This is a genomic window from Staphylococcus aureus, assembly GCF_001027105.1.
In the GTDB taxonomy this organism is placed as follows: domain Bacteria; phylum Bacillota; class Bacilli; order Staphylococcales; family Staphylococcaceae; genus Staphylococcus; species Staphylococcus aureus.
The window spans coordinates 120,841-136,219 of record NZ_CP011526.1 but is presented as its reverse complement, the minus strand read 5'-3'; the positions used below and the strand labels follow the sequence as shown (position 1 = coordinate 136,219).

Sequence of the window (15,379 nt, the reverse complement as noted above, 5' to 3'; positions counted from 1 at the left end):
TCATTAAATAGTTTGGTTGTTATGAAAGTCGCGCTTAAAATGCGTTAATGTGACAAGGATAATTCAACATCGTTTCATTTTACTGAGTCATTGCACTTATCATACACATTATATTTAGCATGAGTTATATTACTAAAACAATATTACATGCGCATTAGTACTAGAATGGAGTTTTTTCAATGCGACTTATTTTAATCGTCATTGGCTTAATATTTACAGCGCTTGGTATTGCAGGTGCCGTATTACCTTTACTGCCAACGACCCCTTTTTTACTCGTAGCAGTTTTTTGCTTTGCTCGAAGTTCAGATCGCTTTTACAATTGGCTTATTAATCAAAAAATTTATAAAGAATATGTAGAAAACTTTTATTTACATCGAGGCTACACGCTACAACAGAAAATTAAAATTTTAATTAGCTTATACATTGTAATAGGTTTTTCAATTTATATGGTGGATGTTCTTGCAGTCCGTGTAGGATTAATCATAATGGTTATCATACAAACCGCTGTACTCTTTACATTTGTAAAAACATTACCCAAATCAAATCATAAAATAGAGGAGTGATTGCCCATGTTTATGGCAGAAAATAGATTACAATTACAAAAAGGCAGTGCGGAAGAAACGATTGAACGTTTTTACAATAGACAAGGTATTGAAACTATTGAAGGCTTCCAACAAATGTTTGTCACTAAAACATTAAATACCGAGGATACAGACGAAGTTAAAATCTTAACTATTTGGGAATCTGAAGATAGCTTTAATAATTGGTTGAATTCCGATGTATTTAAAGAAGCTCATAAAAATGTACGTTTAAAAAGTGATGACGATGGACAGCAAAGTCCAATATTATCAAATAAAGTATTCAAATATGATATTGGCTACCACTATCAAAAATAAATATATTAAAAACCCCTAGTCACCGCTGGTTGTCTAAACCAACTTCATGATTAGGGGTTTTTTATTATTTGTGACGTAAAGGTACGAATTCATCCGGCTTGTCTGTGCGCAATCCAAAATAATATTCTATTGCTTCACAAATACGTCGTGATGCTTGTCCATCACCATATGGATTATTCGCTTGACTCATACGTTGATACGCTTCATCATCCTCAATCAATTGTTTCACATTTCGAACAATATTGTCATAATCTGTGCCAATTACTCTCGATGTTCCCGCCTCAACGCCTTCGGGACGCTCTGTATGATTCCTTAATACCAACACAGGTTTTCCAAATGTAGGAGCCTCCTCTTGAATACCACCAGAATCTGTCAGCACGAGGTACGATTGATTTGTAAAATTATGGAACTCAATCGCATCTAATGGCTCAATTAATTCAATCCGATTTCTCCCAGATAAATATTTTTCGGCAATCGCTCTTACCTTTGGATTACGATGCATTGGATAAATGAAGACAACATCTTTATATTCATCTGCCAAATCTCTTACTGCTTTAAAAATCTGATGCATCGGTTCCCCAATATTTTCACGACGATGCGCTGTTAGTAAAACAACTTTCTTGCCTTTATGTTTATTAATAATCGTTGAAACAAAATCATTTTGAACTGTTGTTGACAATGCGTCAATAACTGTATTTCCAGTAATAAAGATACGCTCTTTGTCTTTGTTTTCAAAAAGTAAATTTTTAGCTGCAATTACTGTTGGCGCAAAATTCAATTCAGCAATATTACTTACCATGACTCGATTTAACTCTTCAGGAAATGGTGAGTATTTCTGATGTGTTCGAAGTCCAGCTTCTACATGTCCGACCGGAATTTGATGATAAAATGCTGCCAAACTTCCTACAAAAGTCGTTGTAGTATCACCATGTACTAAAATCATATCCGGTTGTTCCTCATTAATGATGCTATCAAGTTTAGCAAGTGCATTCGCCGTAAGGCCTGCTAATGTTTGTTGATCTTGCATAATATTTAAATCATGATCAGCTTGAATATCAAATATACTTAACACACTATCTAACATATCTCTATGTTGTGCTGTAATCACAATGTTCGCTTCAAAGTTCCCATTATGATCAATTTCTTTTACTAATGGTGCCATTTTTATTGCTTCGGGTCTCGTACCGAAAATAACCATAATTTTTTTCATAACATTATCCTCTCTGAAGTTCAAACACATGACAGCTTATCTTTCCTTAATCATGTATGCCCTAGTTTGACACATTTTATTTGTCGATAAAATTAAATATATTGCCATAATTATAATACGATACATCTTCAAATGATGATTTCACAACATTTTTTGTATCAAAAATCACTTTATGCTTCATTTTATCAAAATGACTGTCCGATAAATTTTTAAATTCTGAGTGGTCACTTAAAATCAATACTAGCGATGCGTCTTTGACAGCATGTGACATATCATGTTCCACAAAATCTAATTCAACATGTGGATCATAAGCACATACTTCTATGTCTGGTTCTTGATTTAATAGCTCATAAATATCAAATGCTGGTGATTCTCTTATATCATCAACATCACCTTTATAAGTTAAACCAAATACTGTGACTTTATTCCCGCTCAACACTTTGATGATTTGCTTCGTTGTATCAACAACATAGGCCGGCATTGAATTATTAATTTCACGTCCAGTTTGAATTAACTTTGCATTTTCAGGGTCTTTAGCAATAATAAAGTACGGATCAACAGCTAAACAATGACCGCCTACACCTGGACCAGGCTGATGGATGTTAACACGCGGATGTTTGTTTGCCATTTCAATCACATCTAATACATTAATATTTAAGTTATTGCAAATTTTTGTTAATTCATTAGCTAAAGCAATGTTCACGTCTCTATATGTGTTTTCCATTAGCTTACTCATTTCAGCAGTACGTGCATCTGTTTCAATCATTTCTCCCTGAACGAATGTGCGATAGACACGTTTACCCGCTTCAATACAAGCTTCAGTCACACCGCCAATGATACGATTGTTATGAACTAATTCTTCTAAAATTTTTCCTGGCAGTACACGTTCTGGACAATGCACTAAATAAATATCTTCACCTATTGTAAACCCTAAATTTTCAATGACTGGTTTTACAAAATCATCCATCGTTTTAGGCGCAATTGTCGACTCTACAATAATGGTATTTCCTTTTTCTAAAAATGATAAAATACTATCTAATGCACGCATAACTAGCGAAATGTCACATGACCGGTACTGATCATCATTATTCGGCGTCGGAACGGCAATGATAAAAACATCAGATGCATCTGGCGTTGTAGATACCTTCAATTTTCCCGATGACAGTACCTCTTCATAAACCTCTTGTAATCCAGGTTCTTCAATACTAATTTGACCACTTTGTAACTTATCAATCGTTTGCTGATTAATATCAACACCAAGCACATCGACGCCATGTTTTGCAAACATAATTGATGTTGGTAAACCAATATAACCTAAGCCAACTACTGTTAACTTCATACTATAACCTCCAAATAAAACGATTTGTATGTTGATTTTATTTAATAGATGACTTATGCCTTATCTTTGGTTGTCGTTTCATCCATGATGTCCGCAATAACAAGTGACATTTTTCCAGGAATAATTTCAAGTGCATTATTATTTTCATATAACGTATTGCTGTATATTAAATTGCCGAATAATTTTCTAAAGACCGACAACTTATTAAAATACTTATTTAGCATTGAAGGCATGTTGATCAATACCGTTTTACGATGTGATTGGCGACGTATTTCATACATTACTGACGATGTATCAAAGTAAAAACTATCTTGAGGATGGTACACACCTGTCACTTCTAATGATATTAATTGATCAATAAATGCTGTCAGATGTTTAATATATAATGCACTGCGCTGATTGTTAATATTGGGAATGATTGGCAATCGCTTTGACAATTGCATTAACCGTTGGAAATTTCCTGGGCAATGTGCACCATAAATCATTGGTGGTCTCACAATTGCTACTTTAAACGAATCACTAATCAATTCTTGTAATGCTTGTTCAGCGAACTTTTTGGAAATACCATAGTTGGTCGTAGGGTTCATTGGTGTTTGTGTATCAACTTGATCTGATTTACCAACATGACCTTCTTTTCCATAAACTGCCATAGTACTCATAAAAATAAATTGTTTAACGTCTTCAGCTTTAGCCTTTTGTGCCAATTGTTTCGTCAGCAACATATTCACTTGCATATAATCAGATAGCCTTGCTTGAGGTGAATTGTTGTGAACCAAAGCTGCTGTATGAATTAAAACATCATAATCTTTGAACGAGGTCGACTTCCATAATTGATTCCTAACATTAATTTGATCTACTTGATGTCCTTGTTCAATAAGCTTATCTTTTAAAGCATTACCGATATATCCATGTACGCCTGTAATTAAAATATTTTTTCTCATTAGTGATGCACACCTTCTGAAGTAACGATATTTTTAATTGTTTTATATATGATATACATATCAAGCATCATAGATTGATGTGTTAAGTAATAATGATCATACGCTACTTTTTGATCATCAGTGATATCATCTCTCCCCATCACTTGAGCTAGTCCTGTCACACCTGGTCTAATCGTATGCACGTTCGCTTTTGTACGTTTTTCGATTAATTCGTATTGATTATAAAGCGCTGGTCTAGGACCTACAATTGACATTTCTCCTTTTAAAACATTCAATAATTGTGGCAATTCATCAATAGAGGTCTTACGAATGACCTTCCCTGTCTTTGTTATATACGATGTTGAATCCATTAAATCAGTTGCAACATTAGGTGTGTCTATTTTCATTGATCTAAACTTATAAATATTAAACAATTCATTATTAATCGTCGGTCTTTTTTGTTTGAAAATGGCTGGTCCAGGTGATTCCATTTTAATTAGTAATGCTGTAATTAACAGAATCGGACTTAAAACTACTAAACCATATATTGAACTCACTACATCGAATAATCGCTTCATAATTATCTCCTCACTTCAACAGATTGTAATACTTCATAGTATTAATTTCTCTCGTATATTTATCTTTAAACAGTTGATGTGCGCGCTCACCCATCTCGTGCAATTCCTTACTCGAGTGAGTGTTGATGAAGTTATAAATGGCATGTGCATCGCCATTATCAATTTGGATACCCGCATCATATTGTTCAACATGTTGAACGATATCAGATTGCTTATCCATGATGAGTACCAACGCTTTCTTAGCTGCAAGATAGCCATAATTCTTGCTCGGCACGCCTAAACCGACGCCTTCTTTAATCAGCGATGCAATACATACATCCGCAATTTTTAATACGTCAGCATAGTCTGTACCTGTTAAAAACTCAAACATTTTAACATTTTCAATACGATGGTCTTCTATTGCCGTTTTGACATCTGCAAATTTCTTACCATGACCACAAAGTATTGTTAACGTTTGAGACTGATCCTTATTTAATTTTAAAAATGAGATAAGTGTCTCCATATCCTGTAACTGCCCCATATTACCGCTATACAATAAAATTTTGTCGTATTGCTCACGGTAAGCTTTAAATGTGTCATTATAGATACGATTGTCTTGTAATTGACGCATGTCATACCAGTTAGGAATCACATGGATATTGTCAGCATTTTTAGAAATTTGATGATTTAGTAAGTAGTTTTTCATTTCCGTACCAAGGACAATGACATTTTCAGCATTCTTGTAGACATGTCTATTAATGTAACGCATCAGCTTATCAATCATGCTACCTGGACGAGTTGCACCTGTCTTAATCGCATTATCAGGTGCTATATCATACACCACAAAAGAATATTTTTTCTTAAGCAGTCTGTGTAAAACGTCTGGTATTAATGGCAAGATTGGTGGATTAGAGTAAACAAGAATCTGATCATATTTCAACATTTTAGGTATATTAATCACGAATTTTGAAAATAAACTAAAGAAATTGATGATCCTTCCAACCTTACTTTTGTTATTAAACCTCGAATACTTGAGACGTCGAATGCGAATACCACGATGCATCTCGGTTTTAGAAACCTGTTTATGATTACTATATTCATATGGCCATCCACACATGACATCGACATTAATGTGATTCGCAATTAAATCTTCCGCCAATTGAGTTGGTAACGTCGCAGAAGATACATATTCCGGATAAAAATACTGACATAAAATCAAAATCTTTTTTTCACTCATCTAATCGACGTCCTTTTTATTAATGAATTTAGACTTTAAACCTATAATATTTAAAATCACATACTTAATAATGTTGCTGAACAGCGTTGTCCAAAAGAATCCATTTAGACCAAACGCAATTGTCATTAAAATAGTTATGAATATAAATGTAATCGTGTGAAGCGTCATATAATTCGCTTGTAATGTTATTGATGCGTGTTTTGTATTTAAAGTTTGGATCATAATACTCACTGCATTGAATAAAACACCTATATTACCTAAAATAATAAACTTCGAATATAAACTTGAATCAATGTTATACAGTAAAGAGACAATAATTATTGTAATTGGATAACATATAATCATGACTAAACATAGGGCAGCTATAGCAATTAGATTAGTTTTCAAATATTGCTTCTTTATATTGTCACTTTCATTTACAGAAATATATGAAAGTACTACATTATTAATCGGATATAGAAATGTAGCTAACATTTTCCCAATAAATGTTGAAAGAAATGATATAGTTACAGCTGTTCCACCTATAATTGGTAATAAGATTAATCTATCTAAATAGAGATTCAAATTATTAAGGCTATTTGTACTCAGTAGCATCACATAATCTTTTACCACATTATTATCTTCACTTTGATACTCGCCTATAGTTAATCCCCGTAATTTAACCAATGTATATATCGTTGCAAACAATTCACTGGTAATAAAACAAACAATCCAGTTTTGGGTTAAATAATATAGAAATAGTCCTATCAGCAAACCTAAAAATTGAATAAGAGCAATATACAAAATCTGATTATATTTTAAAGTCATCCTAAAAAATACATTCAGATAAATCCTTAAACACATTAAAATATTAAGTAGAATTAAAAAGATAATATCGATGATGTTCAAATTAAAAAAGTAAAGAAATACAATAATTAAAGCTATACTCTCAATCAGAATTGAGATTAAAAGTATCGATGCAAATTTCCAGTAGTAATGATTGGATTTGTATAGATTCATATTAATCAATCGTATATTGTTAAGCGTATTGCCTAATACAACACTCGTGATTGTTATTATTGTATAAATCGTTAAAATAGAACCGAACGCTTCATTACCTACTCGTTGATTAATAATTGGATAAGCTAAAAATTGTAATCCTAAAGCTATAAGCAACGTACCAATTATTGTCTTTACGCTATCCATAATAAAAACTTTCTTAGCCATGATGACGCCGTCCTTTTGTAATAAAATAGAACAACACAAACCAAAATTCACTTACAACTAAATAATTTGAACTAAACATTAATAATGTGATTGGATAGATTGCTATAAACATAACGAGTAAATCTATAGTGTTTGGATCATAGTTCCTAATCATTTTATAAACTAGTAGCAAAATGCAAATCATTATGATAAAAAACCCTAATAAGCCAAATGATAGAATCAACTCAATAATGATGTTATGTGGTATATTTCCGATTAGTTTATAATAGTTAAATGGCCCATAGCCTAATAACGAACTTTGTTGAATAAAGTAAATACCTTTTTCATAAATCGGTCCTCTTCCAGAAGTACCTTCTAAATTAAGTGTTCCACCTTGTAGATATGAAAATGTTCTAGTATTCGAACCTTTTGTAAAAAGAAAGTAAATCAATACACTAGATATGCTTAATGCAAAAATATACATAATGCTTTTTACTGCGATAGGTATTCCTCTTTTAAACGTAATAAGTATAAATGCAAATAAGCCGTAAAGAATTAATAAAATAGCACCTCCACGCCCTCCTGGTATAAACACAATAGGGATATCAATTATTGTAAATAGAACATATATCCACTTATGTTTAACTGAACCTTTCATAATGAAATAAATGCCTAATCCGGCAGTAAATGCTGAAAGGTACGAAGCGTTTTGATAGTTCATAAGTCCAAAATTGATATAGCTAGGTATCTCACCTGTAAGTTTTGGTATTAAAATTACAAAAATAAATGAAACAGAAAATATGAAAAATACTAATTTAAAAAATCTTTCTACCGTAGCCTTGTTTATATATTTAATATAAATACCACTAATTGCCGCTGGAACTGCCCATGTTAAAAAGAATAGAATATTATTTTTAGCTAGTTTCTCTTCCTTATCTGGTGAAAAATAATAAAAAGCTAGATAAAGCAAACATATAGCAATTAATAATATTAACCCTCGCGGAATTTCTTGGGTGACAATTATCTTATAAATAGCAAACACCGTAGTAATTAATGCTATACCAACCATGGTTGAGTAATACACCGGCTCTATAGGGAACCCTAATACTTCTTTAGTAAATGTAGAGATTACTATAAATATGTTCATGCTGATAATTGCACAAAGTACAAAAAATTTCATAGTCTACCTCTCTTTAAAATTTATATAATTCTACTAACCGTTCACTCTCTATTTGCCAATTCAAAATTTTAGACGCCTTAATTGCATTTTGACGTAAATGATTAAACAAATCGTGATTATCTCTTAATTTTCTAACCGCCTTTTCAATTTCTAACGGCGTAACTTCCTTTAGAACAATGCCAAATTTATATTTTTCATTGAGATAAATATGCTCTTTGACAGGAGATAAAATTACTGGTAAACCAGCATGTATACATTCAAAAATTTTATTAGATACTGTATATTCAAAATTAATAGATACTGGTTTCGTCAAGACAACACCAACATTACTTTCTGCTAACTTATCAACCAATTCTTTTACTTCAACTGGTTTATCCAACCTAATATTTTCCGGGTTATAACTAATCAGTTCTTTTATCACTTCTTCATGCGGACCAAACCCTCGAATTATGAATGAAGGAGCATTTTGTTTAAAAGCTGATGAAGCAATAATAAACTCTTCATATCCTCTGTCCATTACAATTTGACCTTGATATACAATTTCTTTAAAGTTTTCGATTTCTTTAAATTCTCTGCTATCATTTAAAATAGGTGCATTCGTAATAACATTCGCTTCCTTCTTATATCCTTTAGATTGATAATATTCTTTTGCTGCATGACTTACTGTTACGAAGGCATTAACACGATGTTTTACTATGTGTTTTTCTATACTTTCTACAAACTTTGAAATAAGTGGAACTTTATTAATAAAGGCATTTTTCGCATATATTTCATGCGCATCATAAACAATATTAGCTTTTTTATAATTGCTTAAATAGACCATTAATAATACGTCGAAATCATTTGCATGAATCACGTCAGGTTTATAAGCTTTAATTTCTCGGATAACACCTGTTGCAAATCTTATACGCTTAATTAATTTAGAAAGAATATTTTTTGGATCTACCTTGCTACCTAACAAACGATAATTACAATCTAAATTTTCCAATCGCTTATTAGTAGCTTGTGAATTATTCATTCCAACAATTTTATAATCATCCGTAACGCCTTTAATTGTTTCTATTTGTTTAAGTACCCTTGGGTCTTGAACAATATTACTCGATACAATATTTAAAATTCTCATATCATTAAGTATCCTTTTTATTTAAATATTCAACCGAAAATCCTTTTAGTTTGTCAGGCGTTTTCTCCCACCACTTGCTTTCCAAAAGTTTTTCAATTGTTTTATTGTCAAATCGCTTCTTAATCACTTTTGCAGGAACACCACCAACAACCTCATATGCTCCTACATTTTTAGTAACAACTGAGCCGGCTGCTATGACTGCACCAGTATTTATTGTTAAACCATCCATAATAATTACATTTGCACCAATCCACACATCATTTTTAATTGTTGTACGGCTTGGTTGGTCATTAAAGTCTATAAACTTTTGCTTTATGTTAAATGGATTATTATTAGAATAAAAAATCGGTGATGAGCTAAAAAAGTGTGTAGGATGTTTTCCTAACCCAATTTTTACATCCGAAGATATCGAACAATATCTTCCTACTTCTACATTATTAAAATCACTACCAAATCCAATATAACTGTATTCACCAATGTGAGAATTCCTGATTTTACACCATCTATCTATATAGTTATTGCCATCAAATTTTGAGTTTGTAATATACGCCAAGCGATGAATCTTAACATTCGATTCTTTAGAGGACTGGTTTTTCAGCAAACCAATTATCTTTTCAATCGCTATCCTCATCGTCATTTCCTCCAAGTATTTCGATTGATAATATCTTTATAGCTTTGAATAATTTTAACTACCTTTGTCGAAACGTTAGTGTCTTTATAATCAATAGCATCAATCATCGGTTCGTTATTGTTTTGCATCTCTCTTGCTAGTTCAACGGATTGGATTAGATTGTTATAGGTAATACCACCTACAATAACCGTACCTTTATCTAGTACTTCCGGTCTTTCTGTGGAAGTTCGAATAAGGACACCAGGGAACTTCAAAATAGACGACTCTTCTGACAATGTTCCACTATCTGATAGCACAACAAATGCATCTTTTTGCAATGCATTATAATCAAAGAAACCAAATGGCTTTAACTGTTTAACTAATGGATCAAATTCAAATTTACTTTCTTCAATTTTCTTCCAACTTCTTGGATGCGTTGAATAAATCACAGGCATTTTATACTTTTTGGCAATATCATTTATCGCATTCATTAATGATTTAAAATTCTTTTCATTATCGATATTCTCTTCTCTATGCGCAGATACTAAAATGTATTGTTGCGGTTCTAATCCTAGTTTATTTAAAACGTCACTGTGATTAATTTTATCTCGATGCGCTTCTATCACTTCTGTCATCGGTGATCCTGTCACAAAGATATTCGCTTTATTGAAGCCTTCATCTAATAAATAACGTCTGCTATGTTCCGTATAAGGTAGATTCACATCACTGACATGGTCAACAATTTTACGATTGATTTCTTCAGGTACATTCTGATCAAAGCATCTATTACCCGCTTCCATGTGGAACACAGGAATCTTTAATCGTTTAGCAGATACTGCTGCTAAACAACTATTTGTATCACCAAGAATTAAAAGTGCATCTGGTTGTTCGCGTAATAAAACATCATATGTCTTCGCAATAATATTCCCCATCGTTTCTCCAAGGTTACTTCCAACTGCCTCTAAGTAGTGGTCCGGTTGTCTTAATTCCAAATCATCAAAGAAAATTTGATTCAATGTATAATCATAATTTTGACCAGTGTGTACTAATATCTGATTAAAATATTGATCACATGCTTTAATCGTTGATGATAAACGAATGATTTCAGGCCTTGTACCAACTATTGTCATTAATTTCAGTTTTTCCATGCGCTATACCTCCAAGAAATACGTATCTGGCTGATTTGGATCAAACATTTCATTCACCCACATAATAGTTACCATATCTGTGTCGCCTAAATTTTCAATATTATGTGTGTATCCTACTGGTATGTCTACAACTTCTAATTTGTCGCCAGAAACATAATATTCAATGATTTCATCATCATTAACATGTCTAAAACGAATTACCCCTTTACCTGATACGACTAGAAATTTTTCGTTTTTAGTATGATGCCAGTGATTACCTTTAGTAATACCTGGTTTAGAAATATTTACAGAAACTTGACCACGATCCGGTGTTTTTATAAATTCTGTAAAAGAACCCCTATCATCCACATTCATAAGTAAGGGATAACTAAAGTCTGTACTAGGTAGATAGCTTAAATACGTACTATACAAATCTTTTTCAAACAAGTTATCTAATTTCGGCAATGTTCGATCGAGACGTGACTGTTTGAACTTGTATAATAAATCTACAATTTCTCCCAATGTCACTTTAAATACGTTTGGTACTGTAGGTACACCATTTTCAATCGTTGGAGTTCCTTCAATAGCACGCTTTATTTCAGCGACGATATCATCCACGTAGTTTAGCGTTAGTTCAACATTCCGATCATTAACTTGAATCTCTTCGTTACGTGCAATTTTGTAACAAAATGTTGCTATCACTGAGTTATAATTCGGCTTACACCACTTGCCGAATAAATTTGGCCAGCGATAAATATAAACCGTATTGCCATACTCTTCGGCATACTCTCTTAATAGCTGTTCCCCTTGCAACTTACTCTCACCATAAGGATTATCTTGTGTTGCTTGTATTGAAGACGATAATAATATCGCTGGCTTTTTCGTATTTCTAGTTAATATATCAAGTACATGATCTAAATAACTCACGTTTCCTAAGCTGAATTCTTTGTCATGTTCAGGTCGATTAACACCCGCTAAATGCACGACAAAGTCTGCTTTCAACAATGCTGACTCTAATTCTTCCTCTTTAGTTTGTCGATGTACTTCGAAAATATGATGATCTGTCGTTGAAGTTAAATCTGCTTTCAAGTTTTTTCCTACAAAACCTTTTGCTCCTGTAATTACAATATTCAACGTCAATCTCTCCTATCTCATTGAAGCTTTATAATCATTCAATTCGTTTCTAACATATTCTAGTGTTAAAAGTTTTTCTTTTATCTCTTCCACCGTTAAAATATGTGTATTATCGGAGTTATATTCATAAGATTGCGTAATCTTTTCGTTACCGGTTTCAACATAATTACTATAATTTAAATCTCTGGAGTCTGCCGGCACTCTAAAATAATCACCCATATCTTCACATTGTGCGTATTCTTCTCTCGTCAACAATGTTTCTGCTTTTTTCTCTCCATGTCGCGTACCAATGATTTCAATTGCATTATCAGCTTCAAACAATTCTAATAATGCGGTCGCAAGATCCCCTACCGTTGAGCTTGGTGCTTTTTGAACCATAATATCTCCTGTCTCTGCATGCTTAAATGCATGAACAACTAGTTCTACCGCATCTTCTAAGCTCATTAAAAATCTTGTCATATCAGGATCTGTAATCGTTAAAGGTTCTCCAGCTTTGATTTTGTCGATAAACAAAGGTATTACTGATCCTCTTGAAGCCATCACATTACCGTATCTTGTACCACAAATAAGCGTTTGTTCACTACGAATATTTCTTGATTTGGCTACGAATACTTTTTCCATCATTGCTTTTGAAATACCCATAGCATTAATAGGATACGCTGCCTTATCTGTAGATAAACATATGACTTTTTTAACATTTTGATGAATAGCACTTTGTAAGACATTTTCTGTACCAATAATATTTGTCTTCACTGCCTCAACTGGAAAGAATTCACATGACGGCACTTGTTTTAAAGCTGCTGCATGGAATACGTAATCAACATCTCGCATTGCTGTTTCTACACTTTGACTATCACGCACATCACCAATGTAGAACTTTAATTTTGAATTATTATATTTTTTTCGAATGTCATCTTGTTTTTTCTCATCGCGTGAAAAAATACGAATTTCTTTAATATTAGAATCTAAAAACTGTTTCATAACAGCATTACCGAATGATCCTGTGCCCCCAGTAATTAATAAAATTTTGTCATCGAACATAATTATCTCCCTTTTTGCCATTGGCATAGTTAATAATTTTTTCTTTACTAAAGTCATTGACGATGTCTTGAATAATCGCTTCAACTTCATTACATTTCATATGTTGTACTTTGCCACGATAAATTTTTTCAAATACTTGTTCAGGATGAACCTCATCTTTATTCATAAGCTCTTCAAACATTTTTTCGCCGGGTCTAATCCCTGTATAAGTAATGCGTATGTCGTCTTCTTTTTTACCACTTAGCTTAATTAAATTACGTGCCAAATCTACAATTTTCACTGGTTCTCCCATATCTAGCACAAATACTTCGCCACCTTCTGCTAATGCCCCTGCCTGCAAAACTAGTCTAGAAGCTTCAGGAATTGTCATAAAGTAACGTGTCATTTCAGGATGTGTCACAGTAACTGGCCCACCTTCTTCAATTTGACTTTTGAAAAGTGGAATCACAGATCCTCTCGATCCAAGTACATTACCAAATCTCACTGCAACAAAATTTGTTCGATGCGTTTCATCATTTAAACTTTGAATAATCATTTCTGCAATTCGCTTTGAAGCTCCCATGACATTAGGCGGATTAACGGCTTTATCCGTAGAAATCATAACGAATTTCTTTACCTCTGCATTTTTAGCAGCTTCAGCAGTATTTTTCGTACCTAAAATATTATTACGTACTGCTTCTTCAGGGTTGTCTTCCATTAACGGCACGTGCTTGTGTGCTGCTGCATGATAAACTGCGTATGGTTTATACGTTTCCATAATTTCAAACATACGCGCTCTATTTTGCACATCCGCTATAATAGGAACGATATCAACATTTTTTCCGAAGCGATTTCGCAATTCACGATTGATTAAATAAATACTGTTTTCACCATGGCCAAGTAGAATAATACGTTCTGGATAGAAATTACAAACTTGTCTACAAATTTCTGATCCTATTGAACCACCTGCACCCGTAACTAAAATAGTTTTATTCGTCAATTCATTTGATATCATATCCATATCTAATTCAACAGGATCTCTGCCTAGTAAATCTTCTACTTCAACTTTTTTAAGTTGGTTCACTTCTAACTCACCAGACATGACGTCTTCTATATTTGGCATTTTCAATAACTCAACGCCATCCATATGGCAAATATTATTAATTTCTTTCAAACGCTCTTGACCAATAGTTGGAATTGCAATGATGATTTTTTTAATCTTATATTTCCTCACTAGTTCTGGAATATCCGCAATTTTACCTTGGACTTTTACACCCTCAGTAATTGTGATATTGCGTTTATGTTCGTCATCATCGACTGCTAATACCGGTTCAAGTTTCATTTCGTCACTTTTCAACATTTGTCTAATCAGCATTGAACCTGCTTGACCAGCACCAACAACTAAAGTTGGCTTCTTATTAAATGACTTACCTCCAAGGTATTTCCGATAAATACGCCAAAATAACCTTGAGCCACCTATTAAAATCAAGTGCATCATCCAAGTAATTAAATACAATCTAAAAAACGGTCTATTGCCTGTAACAATTGTCACGACCACCATCGTAATAACGATAGATGTCGTCACAGCTTTAACAATTAAAATCAATTCACTCACACTGGCATATTCCCACGCTCGATGATACATATTAAAAATAAATGCTGAAATATGATGCGATATGAATAGTGATATAGCTGCCAATATTAATAATTTGACAGAATATGTTTTGAAATACGGTTCTAAAATGTAATAACTTACGAATACTGAAAATGTCACTATCAGTGAATCGATTAATGCTAGTATTAAAAGCCGCAATTTCACAGATAAATGTGCCATAAAACCC

Annotated in this window: 15 protein-coding genes; 2 read left to right on the top strand and 13 right to left on the bottom strand. The window is 32.9% G+C overall.

What is annotated here, in order from left to right:
* Positions 1-179 precede the first annotated feature (179 nt).
* Together AA076_RS00615 and isdI are read left to right on the top strand one after the other, a co-directional pair.
* Entirely contained in the window at positions 180-563 is a 384-nt protein-coding gene (locus AA076_RS00615; protein WP_001237004.1) for a YbaN family protein, read from the top strand.
* A 6-nt stretch (positions 564-569) separates the two neighbouring features.
* Positions 570-896: a staphylobilin-forming heme oxygenase IsdI gene (gene isdI, locus AA076_RS00610; RefSeq protein WP_000480603.1), complete on the top strand. Its 327-nt coding sequence runs from the start codon at positions 570-572 to the stop codon at positions 894-896.
* 64 nt (positions 897-960) lie between these two features.
* On the opposite strand, the gene cap8P is transcribed toward isdI, so the two are convergent.
* From cap8P to cap8D, 13 genes are all read right to left on the bottom strand, one after another.
* A complete protein-coding gene (gene cap8P, locus AA076_RS00605; protein WP_000723454.1) occupies positions 961-2,106 on the bottom strand; it encodes a type 8 capsular polysaccharide synthesis protein Cap8P in 1,146 nt (381 codons plus the stop codon).
* Between the two features lie 76 nt (positions 2,107-2,182).
* Positions 2,183-3,445, bottom strand: coding sequence for a type 8 capsular polysaccharide synthesis protein Cap8O (gene cap8O, locus AA076_RS00600; RefSeq protein WP_000779497.1), 1,263 nt, complete (start codon positions 3,443-3,445; stop codon positions 2,183-2,185).
* 53 nt (positions 3,446-3,498) lie between these two features.
* Positions 3,499-4,386, bottom strand: coding sequence for a capsular polysaccharide type 5/8 biosynthesis epimerase CapN (gene capN / locus AA076_RS00595; protein WP_001230670.1), 888 nt, complete (start codon positions 4,384-4,386; stop codon positions 3,499-3,501).
* A complete protein-coding gene (gene cap8M / locus AA076_RS00590) occupies positions 4,386-4,943 on the bottom strand; it encodes a type 8 capsular polysaccharide synthesis protein Cap8M (RefSeq protein WP_000825098.1) in 558 nt (185 codons plus the stop codon). The genes capN and cap8M overlap by 1 nt, the downstream gene beginning before the upstream one ends.
* Before the next feature lie 10 nt (positions 4,944-4,953).
* Positions 4,954-6,159 (bottom strand): type 8 capsular polysaccharide synthesis protein Cap8L, encoded by a 1,206-nt coding sequence (gene cap8L / locus AA076_RS00585; RefSeq protein ID WP_001291022.1) that lies wholly within the window; start codon positions 6,157-6,159, stop codon positions 4,954-4,956.
* Entirely contained in the window at positions 6,160-7,365 is a 1,206-nt protein-coding gene (locus AA076_RS00580) for a capsular polysaccharide biosynthesis protein (protein ID WP_001085819.1), read from the bottom strand.
* Entirely contained in the window at positions 7,358-8,524 is a 1,167-nt protein-coding gene (locus AA076_RS00575; RefSeq protein ID WP_000668180.1) for an O-antigen ligase family protein, read from the bottom strand. Before AA076_RS00575 ends, AA076_RS00580 begins: the two co-directional genes overlap by 8 nt.
* Positions 8,525-8,537: 13 nt before the next feature.
* Positions 8,538-9,647, bottom strand: coding sequence for a glycosyltransferase (locus tag AA076_RS00570; protein ID WP_001221639.1), 1,110 nt, complete (start codon positions 9,645-9,647; stop codon positions 8,538-8,540).
* 4 nt (positions 9,648-9,651) lie between these two features.
* Positions 9,652-10,278, bottom strand: a complete 627-nt coding sequence (locus AA076_RS00565; RefSeq protein WP_001216898.1) for a CatB-related O-acetyltransferase — start codon at positions 10,276-10,278, stop codon at positions 9,652-9,654.
* A gap of 2 nt (positions 10,279-10,280) precedes the next feature.
* Positions 10,281-11,405: a type 8 capsular polysaccharide synthesis protein Cap8G gene (cap8G, locus tag AA076_RS00560; RefSeq protein WP_000413171.1), complete on the bottom strand. Its 1,125-nt coding sequence runs from the start codon at positions 11,403-11,405 to the stop codon at positions 10,281-10,283.
* Between the two features lie 3 nt (positions 11,406-11,408).
* Positions 11,409-12,518 carry a type 8 capsular polysaccharide synthesis protein Cap8F gene (cap8F, locus tag AA076_RS00555; protein ID WP_001028293.1) on the bottom strand — a complete coding sequence of 370 codons (1,110 nt, stop codon included), beginning with the start codon at positions 12,516-12,518 and terminating at the stop codon, positions 11,409-11,411.
* A 12-nt stretch (positions 12,519-12,530) separates the two neighbouring features.
* Positions 12,531-13,559, bottom strand: coding sequence for a type 8 capsular polysaccharide synthesis protein Cap8E (gene cap8E / locus AA076_RS00550; protein ID WP_000459054.1), 1,029 nt, complete (start codon positions 13,557-13,559; stop codon positions 12,531-12,533).
* On the bottom strand, positions 13,549-15,372 hold the full coding sequence (cap8D, locus tag AA076_RS00545; RefSeq protein ID WP_000940792.1) for a type 8 capsular polysaccharide synthesis protein Cap8D: 1,824 nt from the start codon (positions 15,370-15,372) through the stop codon (positions 13,549-13,551). The genes cap8E and cap8D overlap by 11 nt, the downstream gene beginning before the upstream one ends.
* Positions 15,373-15,379: the final 7 nt, after the last annotated feature.

Excerpts from the sequence above, each read along its gene's own strand:
- AA076_RS00615 (WP_001237004.1), top strand. The coding sequence starts at position 180 with ATGCGACTTATTTTAATCGTCATTGGCTTAATATTTACAGCGCTTGGT.
- isdI (WP_000480603.1), top strand. The coding sequence starts at position 570 with ATGTTTATGGCAGAAAATAGATTACAATTACAAAAAGGCAGTGCGGAA.
- cap8P (WP_000723454.1), bottom strand. The coding sequence starts at position 2,106 with ATGAAAAAAATTATGGTTATTTTCGGTACGAGACCCGAAGCAATAAAA.
- cap8O (WP_000779497.1), bottom strand. The coding sequence starts at position 3,445 with ATGAAGTTAACAGTAGTTGGCTTAGGTTATATTGGTTTACCAACATCA.
- capN (WP_001230670.1), bottom strand. The coding sequence starts at position 4,386 with ATGAGAAAAAATATTTTAATTACAGGCGTACATGGATATATCGGTAAT.
- cap8M (WP_000825098.1), bottom strand. The coding sequence starts at position 4,943 with ATGAAGCGATTATTCGATGTAGTGAGTTCAATATATGGTTTAGTAGTT.
- cap8L (WP_001291022.1), bottom strand. The coding sequence starts at position 6,159 with ATGAGTGAAAAAAAGATTTTGATTTTATGTCAGTATTTTTATCCGGAA.
- AA076_RS00580 (WP_001085819.1), bottom strand. The coding sequence starts at position 7,365 with ATGGCTAAGAAAGTTTTTATTATGGATAGCGTAAAGACAATAATTGGT.
- AA076_RS00575 (WP_000668180.1), bottom strand. The coding sequence starts at position 8,524 with ATGAAATTTTTTGTACTTTGTGCAATTATCAGCATGAACATATTTATA.
- AA076_RS00570 (WP_001221639.1), bottom strand. The coding sequence starts at position 9,647 with ATGAGAATTTTAAATATTGTATCGAGTAATATTGTTCAAGACCCAAGG.
- AA076_RS00565 (WP_001216898.1), bottom strand. The coding sequence starts at position 10,278 with ATGAGGATAGCGATTGAAAAGATAATTGGTTTGCTGAAAAACCAGTCC.
- cap8G (WP_000413171.1), bottom strand. The coding sequence starts at position 11,405 with ATGGAAAAACTGAAATTAATGACAATAGTTGGTACAAGGCCTGAAATC.
- cap8E (WP_000459054.1), bottom strand. The coding sequence starts at position 13,559 with ATGTTCGATGACAAAATTTTATTAATTACTGGGGGCACAGGATCATTC.
- cap8D (WP_000940792.1), bottom strand. The coding sequence starts at position 15,372 with ATGGCACATTTATCTGTGAAATTGCGGCTTTTAATACTAGCATTAATC.